A 14,874-nucleotide genomic window follows, 5' to 3' on the forward strand; every position below is an offset into this window, starting at 1 on the left:
CGCTCCGCTCCCGACGGCCCCGGTGACGGTACGTCCCCGCCGCGTCCCCTCCGAGCGGCGGGCAGCCCCTCCCGTCCCCTCCGAGCGGCGGGCAGGCCCCTCCCCTCCTCGAACCGTCCGCAGAAGGCGCCCATGACTTCTTCGACCCGTACGACGTCCTCGGACTCCCCGACCCCCTCCGGCCCCGGCGGACGTGCCCGCCCCGTCGTGCTGTACGTGTGCGCGGACCGCACCACCGGGACGCCCGGGGAGGCGACGCGGCGCGCCCAGTCCGAGGGCCGCGCCTTCGCCCGGGAACGCGGTCTGACCATCGCCGAAGTGGTCACCGACGTCTACGGCGAGCCGGACCCGGCCCGCCGGCGGGGCTGGCGGCGGGTGCGGCAGCTGGTGCAGAGCGGCGACGTCACCGCCGTCCTGGTGCGCTGGCCCAGCGCCATCGCCCCGGAGTCCGCCCGCGCACTGCGCCGCCGCGAGGCCGCCTGGCTCCGCGACCGGGGCGTGCGCGTGCGCTACACCTGGGCCCCGCTCTCCGCCCAGGGCGCGGAAGCCCGCTGACCCGACGCGCCCCGGCCGATCAGGCCGACGCGATCAGGCCGACACGACCAGCCCGGCCGCCCAGGTCGACGCGACCACCCCGCCCGCTTCGCGCGCCGGCGCGGGCCGGATGCGCCTACGCCGTCTCCAGATACGTGCCGTCCACCACCACGCAGTCCTCCAGGTCCTCCAGCTGACCCTCCAGGTACGCGACGAAATCCGCCGCCGTGGGGCCGCTCGGGCCCACCTCGTGGTCCATGTCGAGGATCTGGCCACAGCTGCCGTCCGCACCGGGGTCCAGGTCCAGCACCGCGCCGTTCCCGGAGCCGTCCGCGTCCAGCGAGATCCAGCCGGTGTTCCACCAGCCGCGCCGGAGCGCCCGGACGTCGCTGTTCTCGTCCGCCTCGAAGTCCGCCACGTCGTCGAAGTCTCCGGAGTCCAGCAGTTCCCGCCAGATGCCGGTCTCGCGCACCATCTCCGCACAGGACAGCAGCGTGCCGCCCGGCCAGCAGTCGGACAGGGTCCCGTTGTGGCGCAGGAGCGAGACGCGGACCGGCTCGGGCAGGGTGACACCCAGCTCCTTCTCGGCGGCGGCTATCTCCTCGGGCGTGGCCGGGGGCAGCAGGAAACCGGACGCGTCCTGCTCCGCGTACCACGTCTCGATCTTCTCCCACGCGGCCGAAACGGCTTCCCCGACCTGTCCGGGCATGGTGGCTCTCCTCATCGACGCCCAACAACGCTCAAGGCGTCGCAGCCTAGCGCCGGGGTCCGACACCGGGGTCCGGCAGTGGAGTCCGACACCGGGCCCGGGGGCGGGGCAGCCTCCCCGGGCCCCCGTCGTTCAGGGCCGGGTCACCGTCAGTTCCCGTACGCCGGCCGGCGCCGCCGGGTCCGCGGAACGGACCGTCAGACGCACCTGACGGGCCACCGCCCCCGCCCGGAACGGCTCCCAGCGGCGGCCGTCCACGGAGGTCTCGATCCGGGACGCGGCGGGGCGCACGTCCGTCCAGGAGGGCTCGGCGGACGTCACCGGGGCCGCGCTGCCCAGGTCGACCGTCAGCGCGCCCGTGGCCCCGTCCGGGGACCAGGCCGTCGCCGGGCTGCCGTCCACCGCCGCGGCCGCGTACAGACCCGGCGCCTCGGACGTCGCCGTCACCGGCCGGCAGCGGGCCGCGTTCCGGGTCGGCGTCAGGTCCGGGCGGCGGGTGGGCAGCGTGAGGACCGAGGAGAGGCGGCGCGGGCCGGCAGGCGTCTCGACGGTGAAGGGGGCTCCCGCCGTGAGCCGGACCCGCGTCGTCCGGGGGCCGATCTCCACGTCGTACGTACGGCCCCGGAAGCGCAGCCCCGTCAGGGTCACGCCCTCGCCCAGCTGCGGCGGCAGCATCGGGTCCAGCCGGATGCCGTCCTCCCGCAGCCGCAGCCCCGTCAGCCCGTGCGTGAACACCTGGAGGAAACCGCCCTTCCCGGTGAGGAAGTCCTCCGCCGGGAACCCCGAGAGGGGATCCTGCGCACCGGCCTTCGCGCCGCGCGCCTCGCTGAACAGGGCGTACGGACCGCGCATGAACGGGCGCACGGACCGCTGGAGATAGGTGTACGTGGCGCAGCCCGGCTCCCCGGTCGCCGCCGCGTCGATCGCGTGCACCGAATCGGTCATCGCCGGACCGTCCGGATCGGTGCGCTCCGCGTAGTAGTCGAGCGTCGCGGCGGCGGCACCCGGCTCCATCGGCCACTCCAGCGGATAGACCAGCAGCACGGTGTCGGCCTGCTTGATCGTCGAGCCGTCGTACCCGGCGTACTGGAGGAACAGCTTCCGCTCGGGGTCGTACGGAATGCGCAGCCCGTCCGCGACCCGGGTCCAGGCGGGCGGGGCCTCGTGGCCGAGGAGCGCGGCCGCGCGGGCGGCGTGGCGCAGGGTGGTGGCGGCGCCCGCGTTGGTGAACACCCCGTCCGTGACGCCGTTGCTGTACTCGTCGGGGCCCGCCACCTCCTTCACCGAATAACTGCCGTCGTCGTTGGCCGTGGCCCGGGAGACCCAGAAGTCCGCGATGCCCCGCAGCAGCGGCCAGCCCCGCTCCGCCAGCCAGGCGCGGTCCCCGGTGGCCAGGTAGTACTGCCAGACGGCCAGCGACACATCGCCCTGGAGGTGGTTCTGGGTGACGCAGTGCGGCGGGTTCCAGCTCTGGCACTCCGACCAGAGGTCGCCCCGGCTCGCGCTCGTCCAGGGGTAGAACAGCCCCTGGAAGCCCAGCTTCCGCGCGTTGGCGGCGGCCCGGTCGCGGGTGCGGTAGCGGTACTCGACGACCGAACGGGCCAGCTCCGGTCGGGTGGCGAGCAGCCCCGGATACATCCAGGTCTCCGCGTCCCAGAACACCATCCCCGCGTACGCGTCCCCCGTCAGCCCGGCCGGGGCGACACTGTCGCGGGCGCCGGGCCGGGTGGAGGCGAGCAGCCCGTACTGGGCGGAGCGCAGCCACCGCTGGAGCTCCGGGCTGCCCGGCACCGCCACGTCCGCCGACCAGTCCCGGCGCCAGGCGGCGGCGTTGCCGGCCAGTACGGCGGACCAGCCGCGCCCCGCCGCGCGCCGCGAGGCCTCGCGCGCCGCCCGGTGCGGATCGCGCGCGGTGAGCGCGGTGTCCACGCCCACGTACTTCTCGAAGGTGTACGTCCGCCCCGCCCGCACCCGGGTGGCGCGCCCGTCCGACCCGGCCGGCCGCACGGTCCGCGCGATCGCGCCCGCCGTCCCCGTGCCCCGGGTGCGGAAGGTCCCGTCGTCCCTCAGGTCGATCCGGCGCGCCCCGCGCGGGTCCGGCCGGCCGCTCACCGTCGCCGTGCCGCTCCACCGAGGGGTCAGACGCAGCCGCACCGCGCCGGTGTGCACGTCCGAACGGTCCGCCAGCACCTCGTAGTCGAGGTCCGTCTCCCGGCCGTCGGCCGCGGTCCAGCGCAGCGAGGTCCGCACCAGTCCGCAGCGCAGGAACACCGTCTGCCGGTAGTGCGAGACCCGGCCTGCCGGGGTGGCGGAACCGAAGGTCTCGCCGCCGACGCGCACATCGAGGTTCGTCCAGCTGGGCAGGGCGGCGACCACCTCCCGCCCGGCCGCCAGATCCTTCTCCCGGCCGTACAGCCCGGCGACGAACGCCCCGTCGTAGCGCGGGGTGAACAGCGGCCAGCCGGTCTTCTCCGCCCGCTCGGCGTACCCCGCCCCGGCCGGCGGGATCCGGTGGCCCAGATAGCCGTTGCCGACGTACGGGTCGTAACCGGCCGCCTCCCCGTACGTCGTGGACGTCAGGGCCCATGCGGGGTCCGTGTCCCGGCCGCAGGCCGGCGCCGCCGGGGCGGACGGCGCCCGCGTCCGGTCGCCGGCGGACGCGACGGGCGGCAGCGGCGCGACGAGCGCGCACGCGAGGAGACCGGCGAGGAGGGGCATGCGGGAGATGCGGAAGGTACGCGATCGGGTCACGGTACGAACGTAGGGACGCCGGACCGGCGGGGTGGGGCACGGCGCGCGGGTGAACGGCTGACGCGACGACGGCCGGGTCGCCCTCCCACGGGTCCTTCGGGTCGGCCGGCCCGTCCCCTCCGCCCCCTCCGTCCTGTCCGTCCCGTCCGACCCGTCCGGCTCCGTCCCCTCCGCCCCGTTCCCTCAGGCGGCCGTCCCCGTTTTCAGGCCCGCGCCGCACAGCGGGACGACGATGTCGGCGTCCCGGCGGTCGCCCACCGCCGCCCAGCAGGCCACGCCCGTCGTCTCCACGAAGAGCCCGCGCGCGGCCAGTTCGCGCTGGGCGGCCCGGATCCGGTCCTCCGGAACGGTGAGGAAGGTGCCGCCCGACTCCCGTACGGCCGCCAGGATCGCGCGGGCGCGCGGCGGGCGGGTGATGGCGATGCCCTCGGCGAGGGTGGGCGCGGCCCCGGCCGGGGTGTCGAGGAGGTCGTCGGCGCCCGCGTGGAAGGCCGCCGCGAGCGGGGACACCGCCTCGGCCTGGACCGCGATCAGCGCGGGGCGGCGCGCGATCAGTCCCTGGGCCAGCAGTTCCGCCGTGGCCAGGGCGGCCCCGAGCAGCAGCGTGCCGTTGCCGACGGGCACGGCGAGGGCGTCCGGAAGGCGGCCCCCGAGGTCCTCCCACAGCTCGTAGACGTACGTCTTGGTGCCGTGCAGGAAGTAGGGGTTGAAGACATGGGAGGCGTAGAAGGTGCCGGGGGCGTCGGCGGCGGCGCGGGCCGCGAGGGCCGTCGCCTCGCGATCGCCGGCCACGGTGACCAGCTCGGCTCTGTGGGCCCGGATCTGCTCGGTCTTCTTGGGCGAGGTGCCCTCGGGGACGTACACCGTGCAGGGCAGTCCGGCACGGGCGCAGTACGCGGCGACGGAGGTGCCCGCGTTGCCGCTGCTGTCCGCGACGACGCGCTCGGGGCCGAGCCGGCGGGCCAGTTCGGCGAGCATGACCGCGCCCCGGTCCTTGAACGACAGCGTCGGCATCAGATAGTCGAGCTTGGCCGAGACCGTGGCCGTGAGCGGGACCAGCGGGGTGCGGCCCTCGCCGAGGGTGGTGGCGGGGGAGGAGAGCGGCAGCACCTCCTCGTAGCGCCACAGGGAGTTGACCCGGCCGGGCAGCGCGGCGGCGCTCAGCGGCCGGGAGGGGGTGAAGTCCAGGTCCCAGGGGCCCCGGCAGACCGGGCAGCACCAGGGCGCCGACGCGACGTCCGCGCGGGTGCCGTCCTGCGGGCAGTGATACGTGGTGGCCATGACGGCCAGCATGCCAGGCAGGCCCCGGGGCGGCCGCGGACTGCGCGACCCCCCCGGGGAACCGCCCGTACGGGGCGGGGCCCTTCGGCCACCGCCCCGGGGCGTTGTCCGTGCCCGACGGGACTTCGGTTACCGCTACCGCCCGTTCAGCCCGCGGTCGACGGCCTTCGTCAGCTCGCCGTCCTCCGTGTCCCCGTCCAGCGACCAGAACATCGCGCCGCCGAGCTTGTGGTCACGGATGTACGCGGTCTTCGTCCGCAGGACCTGCGGGTCGTCGTACGTCCACATCGTGGTGCCGTCGAAGAGCCAGGCGCTGCCGTCGCGGACATTGCGGTGGACCTTGAACGCACCGGATTCGGCCAGCTTCTTGAGGACCTTGTAGTCCTCGGAGCCGGCCGCCCAGGTGGCGGGCGCCGGGCCGGCCGCGGGCTGCCCCATGCCGGTGCCGCCCCCGGTCACGCCGGTCCAGCCCTGGCCGTAGAACGGCATGCCCATCACGAGCTTGCGGGCCGGAGCGCCCCGCTTCAGCCAGTCGCGCACGGTCCGGTCGACGCTGAAGTCGTCCTTCTTCGCGTACAGCGCGGACTGCTGGGCCGTCGTCTTCTCGCCCGAGACATGCAGGTCGTAGCCCTGCAGGTTCACGAAGTCGAAGTCGCGCATCAGGCGCGGGACATCGAAGCCGGCGTCGATCTTCGAGGCCGACGCGGGCACGAAGGCCGAGAGGTCGTAGTGCTTGGGCTTCGGCTTCGGTCCGTGGTGGCCCTTGCGCGCGGCGGCCGCGCTGCTCTTCGCGTAGGCGTCGAGCTGGACGCGGAACTCGTGCACCAGCGCGGTGAAGTTCTTCTTGTCCTCGGGGCGGTGGACCGTGTCGGTGTCACCGGCGGATCCCGGCCACTCCCAGTCGAGGTCGACGCCGTCGAAGAGACCGGCCGCCGCGCCCTCGCCGCCGCGTGCCCCGTCCACCGGCAGATTGCCCTTGATGTACAGGTCGATGCAGGAGGAGACGAGCGCCTTGCGGGAGGCCGCGGTGCGGACCGAGTCGGAGAAGTGCGTGGACCAGCTCCAGCCGCCGAGCGAGATCATCACCTTGAGGCCGGGGTGCTTGGCCTTGAGCTCGCGCAGCTGGTTGAAGTTGCCCGCGAGGGCCTGGTCGTCGGTGTCGGCCACGCCGTCCACCGAGCCGGCCGCGTCCAGCGGGCGCTGGTAGTCGGCCCAGGCGTCGGCCTCGCCGGCGATGTTGCCGGTGAAGCACTTCCCCTCGGCGTTGATGTTGCCGAAGGAGTAGTTGATGTGGCTGAGCTTGGCCGCCTGGCCGCTGGTGTCCAGGTCCTTGACCTGGAAGTCGCGGCCGTAGACGCCCCATTGGGTGAAGTAGCCGACGCGCTTGTAGTCGGGGGAGGAGCCGTGGTGGCTGCCGCCCTGGTGGCCCTTGCCGTGGCCGCCGTGGGCGCTGGCGGTGGGGGAGACGGTGGCCGCCAGAGTGAGGGCGCAGGCGGTGATGGCCAGTCCGGACAGGGTTCTTCGACGCATGAGGCCCGTTCCTGTGCGTATGCGGAGACATGTGCGGGAGAGGTGCATGGTCGTGCTGTCTGAGGAAGTTATTGGTCTGGACCAAAAAGGGTCAAGGGGTCGGGCGGACCGGTTTGGCCGAATGTCCTGTGGCGGCAAGGGGGAGCCCATGCCTGCGCGGACGAGGAATCATCACATCAGGTGAAACTCTGGCCTTCGCTTGCGATCCGGAACCGACGGTTGCGACGCTGTTGCAGTCTGTCAACCTCTTGGGGAGTGGCCTGTGACTTTCGGTGAGCAGCCCGCCTATCTGCGTGTTGCGGGCGATCTGAGAGAGAAGATCGCCAACGGTTCGCTGCCGCCTCATACGCGCCTGCCCTCGCAGGCGCGCATCCGTGAGGAGTACGGGGTCTCGGACACCGTGGCGCTGGAGGCGCGCAAGGTGCTGATGGCCGAGGGGCTGGTCGAGGGCCGGTCCGGTTCCGGCACCTATGTGCGCGAGCGCCCGGTGCCGCGCCGGATCGCCCGGTCCGGCTTCCGTTCGGAGTCCGGCGCCAGCCCGTTCCGCCAGGAACAGACGGCGGAGGACGCGCGGGGCACCTGGGAGTCCCGCAGCGAGCAGGAGGAGGCGAGCGCCGAGGTCGCCCAGCGGCTCGGCATCGAGCCGGGGGACCGGGTGATGCGGACGCGCTACGTTTTCCGGGACGGCGGCGAGGCGATGATGCTCTCCACCTCCTGGGAGCCCCTGGCCATCACCGGGCGCACCCCGGTGATGCTGCCGGAGGAGGGCCCGCTGGGCGGCTGCGGGGTGGTGGAGCGGATGGCCGCGATCGATGTCGTGGTGGACAACGTGGCCGAGCAGGTCGGCGCGCGCCCGGGGCTGGCGGAGGAGCTCCTGGCGCTCGGCGGGGTGCCGGGCCATGTGGTGATGGTGATCGAGCGGACCTTCTACGCCTCCGGGCGCGCCGTCGAGACCGCCGACGTGGTCGTTCCCGCCGACCGCTACCGGGTCGCCTACCATCTGCCGGTCCGGTGACCGGGCGCGGCGGCCGCGGCCGTCCGTCCCGGTGGGCGCAGGGCGGCGGGCCCGTGCCCGGTGGCGCCGTGTCCGGCCGTCCGCGGCGGTCCACCGATATCCGGGCGGGCGCGTCCGGGGCGTGTGACGGCGAATTAACCGCCACCCGTCCCCCGTAACGGCCGGGCAATCGTCCGCCGTGACGGCTTGTCATGTCCCGCTCCTAATTTCCCGTCCGGACCCGCACACCGGCACCGACGAACGGGAAGTCAGCGATGACGGACACAGCCGTACCGAAGACGCAGCCCGCCCCCGGGCCAGGACCCGGGGGCGGGGCAGCGCCCCCGCCGCCCCGGCGCAGCTATGCGCGGCTCGCCGCGGACGAGAGCCGCGAGGACTACTCCCTGCGCTACGCCCCGCACTCCTTCCGGCGCTGGTCGCCCGGGACGGTCGCGGGCACCGCGCTCGGCGGGATCGCCTATCTCGCCGACTTCGCGATCGGCGCCTCGATCGTGTTCACCTACGGATTCACCAGCGGACTCGCCTCGATCCTGGCCGCCGCGACGATCATCTTCCTGACCGGCATCCCCATCGCACGGGCCTGCGCCCGTTACGGCCTGGACATGGACCTGGTCACCCGGGGCGCCGGATTCGGCTACTTCGGCTCGACCCTGACCTCGCTGATCTACGCCTCGTTCACCTTCATCTTCTTCGCCCTCGAAGGCTCGATCATGGCGCAGGCCATGCACCAGGCCGTCGGACTGCCGGTCGAGGCCGGCTATCTGGTGACGACGCTGATCGTCATCCCGATCGTCTTCCGCGGCATGGGCGCCCTCGCCAAGGTGCAGGCCTGGACCCAGCCCGTCTGGATCATCGGCATGGTGCTGCCCTTCCTCGTCCTGGCCTTCGAGGCGCCCGACGCCTGGGGCGCGTTCGGTTCCTTCACGGGGACGGAGGGGGCGGCGCCCGGCTTCTCCTGGATCGGCTTCGGACTCGGCACCGGTGTCGCGCTCTCGCTCATCGCCCAGATCGGCGAACAGGCCGACTATCTGCGGTTCATGCCGGCCCGTACGGAGGCAAACCGCCGCCGCTGGAACCTCGCGGTCCTCGCCGCCGGCCCCGGCTGGGTGATCATCGGCGCGGCCAAGCAGATCGGCGGCGCGCTGCTCGCCTTCGCCGCCCTGGAAGCCGTCGGCACGACCCACGCGCTGGAGCCGATCGCCCCGCAGATCGAGGCGCTCCGGCCCTGGCTCGGCTCCTTCGCGCTGCCCGCCGCCGCGGTCTTCGTGATCGTGTCGCAGATCAAGATCAATGTGACCAACGCCTACAGCGGCTCGCTGTCCTGGTCGAACTTCTTCTCCCGCGTCACCCACCGCCACCCGGGCCGGGTCTGGTACATCTTCCTCAATCTCGTCATCGCGCTGACGCTGATGGAGATGAACATGTTCGCCGCCCTCAACAAGCTGCTGGGCTTCTACTCGAACGTGGGCATCGCCTGGATCGCCGCGGTCGCCGCCGATCTCGTCATCAACAAGCGGATCGGGCTGAGCCCGCCGTACATCGAGTTCAAACGCGCCTATCTGCACGCGGTGAACCCGGCCGGATTCGGCGCCATGGTGATCGCCTCGACCGTCTCGATCCTCGCCTTCTTCGGGCTGTTCGGCACCTACGCGGAGGCCTTCTCGACCTTCATCGCGGCCGGGCTCTCGCTGACGCTCTGTCCGCTGATCGCCTGGGCCACCCGGGGGAAGTACTACCTGGCCCGACCCAACCCGGTGAACGGGCCCGGAGTCGAGGTCCCCGACATCACCGCCACCCACACCTGCGCGGTCTGCGCCACGGCGTACGAACTGCCCGACATCGCCGACTGCCCGGTGCGGTCGGGGCCGATCTGCTCGCTGTGCTGCTCCCTGGACGCCGAATGCGGCGACGCCTGCCGCAAGGACCCCGCCGCGGGACCGGTGCTCCTGCCGCTGCCGGTGGTGCGCGGGGAGGCCCCGGCCTGACGGTCCCCGGAGGACGCCTCAACTGCCCCAGGGGGCGCATTCAGTCGGATGCGCCCCCTGGGGCTTGTCCGATCCTGGCCGGATGAGTATCTCTTTGTGCAATCACGTATCCGGTGAGTGAAGGTCAGGCGTAGGCTCCGGCATATGCGTACTGCGGTTTCCTGGGGATGCTTAGAAACGTGCACATCGTTCGAGGGAGGGGCGCGATGCCCGGGAGGGACACGATGAGCGACAGCGGTGCCGTGCTTCCCTGGCTGGTCATACGGCAGGACGACAACGGCAACCGGTACCGCGTGGGCCGCTACGCCACGCAGGACGAGGCGCAGCGGATCGCCGACAAGCTCGACCACCGCGGCCACAAGCAGCTCTACTGGGTGGAGCGCGTGGGGCAGGCCGCGACCTCCTGAGAGGGGGGCCGGGTGCGCGGGCGCACGCCCTGCGCCGCTCTGTCGGGGGCGGCGACAACCGGGCACTACGCTCCGCACCATGACTGAACGCGTGGTGGTGGCCGGAGCCGTCTACGACCGGGGGCGGCTCCTGGCCGCGCGCCGCAGCGCCCCGCCGGAGCTGGCCGGGCGCTGGGAGCTGCCCGGGGGCAAGGTGGAACCGGGCGAGAGCGGCGAGCAGGCGCTCGTCCGCGAGCTCCGCGAGGAGTTGGGCATCGAGACGCGGCCGTTGGAGCGCATCCCCGGCGAATGGCCGCTGGGGCGCGGCCGGGTGCTGCGGGTGTGGACGGCCCGGCTGGTCTCCGGTGTGCCCGCCCCGCTCCAGGACCACGACGAACTGCGCTGGCTCGGCCCCGGAGAGATGGACACGGTGGACTGGCTGGAACAGGACCGGCCCGCCGTCGAGGAGGCCGCACGGCGGCTGCCGGACGGCGCCCGCCCCTGAGCGGAGCGCCCTGCCCCCGTCGGTGTGCGCCCCTTTCCCCCGCCGTACAGCCGTTCGTGCGTACGGCATTGCCTCCGTACGCCCCACGTGCCGACACGGGCGGTATTTCATCCGTTATTACGGGTATGTGATGTTTAGTCCCCGGATGCGGGACGGTCCTCTGCCGTGCTCTGGGAAGTGGTCGGCGTGATCGGAACCGAAGGCGACTGGGCCGAGTGGAGCTTTCCGGCTGTCCCCGGCGCCGTACGCTCGGCACGGCACGCCGTCCACGAGGTGCTGCGCGGCTGGGACCTCGACTCCGCCGTCGGTGATGTGGCGGTTCTGCTGGTCAGCGAGCTGGTGACCAACTCCATGCGGTACACGGCCGGTCCCATCGGACTGCGTCTGGTGCGCCCGCACCCCAACGGGGACGGCCCCTCCGCGCACCCCGGACTGCTCGTGGAAGTCTCCGATCCGGTTCCGGATCCGCCCACCGAACGCAGTGCGGGACCCGATGACGAGGGCGGCAGGGGACTGCAGCTCGTGGCCTGTTCGGCCCGGCGCTGGGGGACCAGGAAGGGAAAGACCGGCAAGACCGTGTGGTTCGAGCTGGCCCTGCCTGGTTAGGAGTGAGGTGGGACGAGAAAGCGATCACGGCGGTCGGCCGGAACCTGGCCGAAACGGACTGAGACCGTGCTGTGATCGTGAACGCCGTGTCGGTCGGGGCCGTAGTGCTGAATACTGCGGGCAGGACCGGTCCGGTGTGTGAGCTGGAGGGGACGGTCGCGTGAGCGAAATACCTGGGACAGCGGGCGACGTCGTATGGCAGAGCAGTCCGCCTGGCTCGATCTACGACTACATCAGGGTCGCCTCCTTCTCGATCGGCCCGGACGGCCGGATCGAGCAGTGGAGCCACCGGGCCACCGGTCTCTTCGGCGTTGCCGCCCACGACGCGGTGGGAAAGGACCCGGTCGAGGCCTTCCTGCCCGGTGCCCTGCGCCCTGACGCCCACCGCCGGATCGGCGAGGTGCTCGACGGCCGGGAGTGGACGGGACTCGTCCCCTTCCGGATGCCCGGCGGGGACGGCCTCGAAGGACTGGCCGAGATCTATGTCATGCCCAGCGAGACGGCCACCGGCGAACGCGCGGCGGTCTGCATCGTCGTGGACGTCCGCGCGCTCCGCCTCATCGAGACGGACCTCGCCGCCTCGCAGGCGATTTTCGGTCAATCTCCGTTCGGATTCGTGCTGTTCGGCACCGACCTCGCCGTGATCCGGGCCAACCAGCGCTTCGCCACGGTCTTCGGCGGCCGCGCCGACGACCACCGGGGCCGCACCGTCGAGGACTACCTCGCCGGCAGCGAGGCCGACCGGCTCACCGCCACCCTCGAACGGGTCCTGGCCACCGGCGAATCCGTCACCGACCTCCCGCTCGTCGGCACCGTCCCCGGTGACAGCGAGCGGCGCCACTGGTCCATGAACCTCTACCGGGTGCACAGCGGCTCCGGCCGCCCCATCGGCATCGCCGGACTCGCCACCGATGTGACCCGCCGCCACATCGCCGCCCGCGAGGCCGCCAGCGCCCGCCGCAACCTGGCCCTGCTCAACGAGGCCAGCGCCCGTATCGGCAACTCCCTCGACCTGGAGACCACCGCCCGCGAACTCCTCGACGTCGCCGTCCCCGGCTTCTGCGACCTGGCCTCCGTCGACCTCTACCAGGCCCTGCTCACCGGCGAGGAGGCCCCGCCCGGCAGCGCCGGCTCCCCGCGCCGCGAGGCCGTCGGCGGCTCCGCCGAACTGCGCCGCGTCGCCTTCGCCAGCGCCGTCTCCGACGCCCTGCCCGACCTCGGCCCCGACGGCCTCGGGGGCGAGGCCTCCGGGACCCGCGGGGAGCCCGGCGCCCCCGCCCTCGGCGCCGTCCACCGCTACGCCTTCGGCTCGCCCGGTGCCATCGCCCTGCGCACCGGACATGTGGAGGACGTGCCGGGCGACGACCGGGGCTTCGTCCAGTCCACCCTCGCCGTGCCGATGGTCGCCCACGACACCGTGGTCGGCCTGGTCCGCTTCTCCCGGACCAAGGGCAGCGAACCGTTCGGCGAACGGGACCGCGCCCTGGCCACCGAACTGGCCGCACGCGCCGCCGTCTGCATCGACAACGCGCGCCTCTACCGGCGCGAGCACGAACGCGCCCTGATCCTCCAGCGCAGTCTGCTGCCCCCCGGCGACCCCGAGGCCGCGGGACTCGACATCGCCTGCCGCTATCTGCCCGGCACCACGGCGACCGAGGTGGGCGGCGACTGGTTCGACGTGATCGAACTGCCCGGACACCGCACCGCGCTCGTCGTCGGCGACGTGATGGGCCGCGGCCTGCGCGCCGCCGTCGCCATGGGCGAACTGCGCACCGCCGTACGGACGCTGGCCCTGCTCGACCTGGAGCCCGCCGAGGTGCTCTCCGCGCTCGACGAGGTCGCGCGGGGGCTGGGCACCCCGGGCGGCTCCGGCGGGCTCGGCGGCAGCCAGTGGCCCGCGCGCGGCTCCCACAAGTCCCGGGACGCCGACCTCTCCGAGGTCTACCTCGCGACCTGCGTCTACGCCGTCTACGACCCGGTCACCCGGCGCTGCACCTTCGCCAACGCCGGCCACCTCCCGCCCGTCGTGGTCGAACCGGGCGAGGCCGCCCTGCTCCTGGACGTACCGCCCGGCATGCCGCTCGGAGTCGGCGGCGAACCCTTCGAGGAGGTCGAGGTGGAGCTGAAGGAGGGCGCCCTGCTCGCCCTCTACACCGACGGGCTCGTCGAATCCCGCGACCATCCGCTCGACGAGGGCCTGGAGGCCCTGCGGGCCGCCCTCGTCGAACCGGCCCGGCCGCTGGAGGACGTCTGCGACCAGGTGCTCGGCTCGCTCGACACCCGGCACGGCGAGGACGACATCGCGCTCCTGATGGCCCGGATCCAGGGCCTTCCGGCCGACGCCGTCGGTGACTGGCGACTGCCCCGCGAGCCCCGCTCGGTGGGCCGCGCCCGCGAACTGGCCCGGGGCCAGCTGATCGCCTGGGACCTCGACGAACTGGTCGACACCACCGAACTGCTGGTCAGCGAACTGGTCACCAACGCCCTGCGGTACGGCGAGGGCGAGATCAGGCTCCGGCTGCTGAGGGACCGCACCCTGGTCTGCGAGGTCTGGGACGCCGGTCTCGTCCAGCCCCGGCGCCGGCGGGCCCGCGACACCGACGAGGGCGGCCGGGGGCTCCAGCTGGTCGGACTGCTCAGCACCGGCTGGGGATCCAGGCGGACCCCGCGCGGCAAGACCGTCTGGTTCGAACTCCCGCTGCCCGACGGCCGGCCCGCCGCCGAGCCCACCGTGGAGGAACTGCTCAGCATGTTCTGAGGGCCGCTTCCGGAGGGCCCGCAGGGGCGGCCCGCCCGCGTTCCGGCCCGCTCGCGCCCCCCGGAGCGGGGCGCGTTCAGGAGGCGGCCTTCAGCGCGGCCAGCCTCGCCTCCACCTCGGCGCCCTCGTCCATCGCGTCCAACTGCTCGAACTGCGCGTCGAGCGAGGAGGCGGCCAGCTCCTGCTTGCCCAGGGCCTTCGCCTCCTCACGCCGGACCTTGTCCTCGAAGCGGCTGATCTCGCTGGTCGGGTCCATCAGGTCGACGCTCTTCACCGCGTCCATCATCCGGTTCTGCGCCTCGGCCGACTTCGACCGGGCCACCAGCTCGTCCCGTTTGGCCTTCAGCTCGGCGAGCTTGGCCTTCATCCGGTCGAGCCCGGTCCTGAGCTTGTCCACCACCTCGGTCTGGAGGGCGATGGTCGGCTCCGCCACCTTCGCCTCCTCCTCCGACCGGAGCTGCCGGCCCAGCGCGACCTTCGCCAGATGGTCGAAGCGGTCGGCGTCCGCGCCCGCCCCGCCCGCCCGCAGCTCATCGGCCTTGCGGCTGGCCGCGAGCGCCTTCTGCCCCCACTCCTCGGCGGCGGCCACGTCCTCGCGGTGGTCCTGCTCCATCAGCCGCAGATTGCCGATGGTCGCCGCCACCGCGCCCTCCGCCTCGGCGATGTTGGAGGTGTAGTCGCGGATCAGCTGGTCCAGCATCTTCTGCGGGTCCTCGGCCTGGTCGATCAGCGCGTTGATATTGGCCCTGGCCAGCTGGGTGACGCGGCCGAGAACGGTCTGCTTGCTCATGGCACCTCTCCTGGATGGTCCTGT

Annotated in this window: 12 protein-coding genes; 7 read left to right on the plus strand and 5 right to left on the minus strand. The window is 73.1% G+C overall.

The genetic code is table 11. The features are described 5' to 3' along the window. Positions 1 to 132 precede the first annotated feature (132 nt). Entirely contained in the window at positions 133 to 555 is a 423-nt protein-coding gene (locus ACFVDM_RS07655; RefSeq protein ID WP_383634515.1) for a hypothetical protein, read from the plus strand. 115 nt (positions 556 to 670) lie between these two features. Here ACFVDM_RS07655 and ACFVDM_RS07660 read toward each other — a convergent pair whose 3' ends face one another. From ACFVDM_RS07660 to ACFVDM_RS07675, 4 genes are all read right to left on the minus strand, one after another. Continuing rightward, entirely contained in the window at positions 671 to 1,243 is a 573-nt protein-coding gene (locus ACFVDM_RS07660) for an SMI1/KNR4 family protein (protein WP_383634517.1), read from the minus strand. 132 nt (positions 1,244 to 1,375) lie between these two features. Next, positions 1,376 to 3,961, minus strand: a complete 2,586-nt coding sequence (locus ACFVDM_RS07665) for a glycosyl hydrolase family 65 protein (RefSeq protein WP_383635394.1) — start codon at positions 3,959 to 3,961, stop codon at positions 1,376 to 1,378. Between the two features lie 216 nt (positions 3,962 to 4,177). Next, positions 4,178 to 5,275, minus strand: a complete 1,098-nt coding sequence (locus ACFVDM_RS07670; RefSeq protein ID WP_383634519.1) for a threonine synthase — start codon at positions 5,273 to 5,275, stop codon at positions 4,178 to 4,180. 135 nt (positions 5,276 to 5,410) lie between these two features. Further along, positions 5,411 to 6,805, minus strand: a complete 1,395-nt coding sequence (locus tag ACFVDM_RS07675) for a glycoside hydrolase family 18 protein (protein WP_383634521.1) — start codon at positions 6,803 to 6,805, stop codon at positions 5,411 to 5,413. A 262-nt stretch (positions 6,806 to 7,067) separates the two neighbouring features. Between ACFVDM_RS07675 and ACFVDM_RS07680 the strand changes: the two genes are divergently transcribed. The 6 genes from ACFVDM_RS07680 (at position 7,068) to ACFVDM_RS07705 (ending at position 14,060) form a co-directional block, all read left to right on the plus strand. Next, positions 7,068 to 7,820 carry a GntR family transcriptional regulator gene (locus tag ACFVDM_RS07680; protein ID WP_383634523.1) on the plus strand — a complete coding sequence of 251 codons (753 nt, stop codon included), beginning with the start codon at positions 7,068 to 7,070 and terminating at the stop codon, positions 7,818 to 7,820. A 254-nt stretch (positions 7,821 to 8,074) separates the two neighbouring features. Next, positions 8,075 to 9,805, plus strand: a complete 1,731-nt coding sequence (locus ACFVDM_RS07685) for a purine-cytosine permease family protein (RefSeq protein WP_383634525.1) — start codon at positions 8,075 to 8,077, stop codon at positions 9,803 to 9,805. A gap of 206 nt (positions 9,806 to 10,011) precedes the next feature. Next, positions 10,012 to 10,212, plus strand: coding sequence for an SPOR domain-containing protein (locus tag ACFVDM_RS07690; protein ID WP_383634527.1), 201 nt, complete (start codon positions 10,012 to 10,014; stop codon positions 10,210 to 10,212). Positions 10,213 to 10,291: 79 nt separating this feature from the next. After that, a complete protein-coding gene (locus ACFVDM_RS07695; RefSeq protein WP_383634529.1) occupies positions 10,292 to 10,696 on the plus strand; it encodes a (deoxy)nucleoside triphosphate pyrophosphohydrolase in 405 nt (134 codons plus the stop codon). Between the two features lie 177 nt (positions 10,697 to 10,873). Then, positions 10,874 to 11,302, plus strand: a complete 429-nt coding sequence (locus ACFVDM_RS07700; RefSeq protein ID WP_383635397.1) for an ATP-binding protein — start codon at positions 10,874 to 10,876, stop codon at positions 11,300 to 11,302. Between the two features lie 160 nt (positions 11,303 to 11,462). Further along, positions 11,463 to 14,060: a SpoIIE family protein phosphatase gene (locus ACFVDM_RS07705; protein WP_383634531.1), complete on the plus strand. Its 2,598-nt coding sequence runs from the start codon at positions 11,463 to 11,465 to the stop codon at positions 14,058 to 14,060. A gap of 76 nt (positions 14,061 to 14,136) precedes the next feature. On the opposite strand, the gene ACFVDM_RS07710 is transcribed toward ACFVDM_RS07705, so the two are convergent. Continuing rightward, positions 14,137 to 14,850 carry a PspA/IM30 family protein gene (locus tag ACFVDM_RS07710; protein ID WP_383634533.1) on the minus strand — a complete coding sequence of 238 codons (714 nt, stop codon included), beginning with the start codon at positions 14,848 to 14,850 and terminating at the stop codon, positions 14,137 to 14,139. Positions 14,851 to 14,874 lie beyond the last annotated feature (24 nt).

This window comes from Streptomyces sp. NPDC057682, from assembly GCF_042799575.1.
Taxonomy (GTDB): domain Bacteria; phylum Actinomycetota; class Actinomycetes; order Streptomycetales; family Streptomycetaceae; genus Streptomyces.

Bases quoted from the DNA above. Each gene is read 5' to 3' on its own strand.
- ACFVDM_RS07660 (WP_383634517.1), bottom strand. From the start codon at position 1,243: ATGCCCGGACAGGTCGGGGAAGCCGTTTCGGCCGCGTGGGAGAAGATC.
- ACFVDM_RS07655 (WP_383634515.1), top strand. From the start codon at position 133: ATGACTTCTTCGACCCGTACGACGTCCTCGGACTCCCCGACCCCCTCC.
- ACFVDM_RS07690 (WP_383634527.1), top strand. From the start codon at position 10,012: ATGCCCGGGAGGGACACGATGAGCGACAGCGGTGCCGTGCTTCCCTGG.
- ACFVDM_RS07685 (WP_383634525.1), top strand. From the start codon at position 8,075: ATGACGGACACAGCCGTACCGAAGACGCAGCCCGCCCCCGGGCCAGGA.
- ACFVDM_RS07665 (WP_383635394.1), bottom strand. From the start codon at position 3,961: ATGCCCCTCCTCGCCGGTCTCCTCGCGTGCGCGCTCGTCGCGCCGCTG.
- ACFVDM_RS07675 (WP_383634521.1), bottom strand. From the start codon at position 6,805: ATGCGTCGAAGAACCCTGTCCGGACTGGCCATCACCGCCTGCGCCCTC.
- ACFVDM_RS07695 (WP_383634529.1), top strand. From the start codon at position 10,292: ATGACTGAACGCGTGGTGGTGGCCGGAGCCGTCTACGACCGGGGGCGG.
- ACFVDM_RS07710 (WP_383634533.1), bottom strand. From the start codon at position 14,850: ATGAGCAAGCAGACCGTTCTCGGCCGCGTCACCCAGCTGGCCAGGGCC.
- ACFVDM_RS07670 (WP_383634519.1), bottom strand. From the start codon at position 5,275: ATGGCCACCACGTATCACTGCCCGCAGGACGGCACCCGCGCGGACGTC.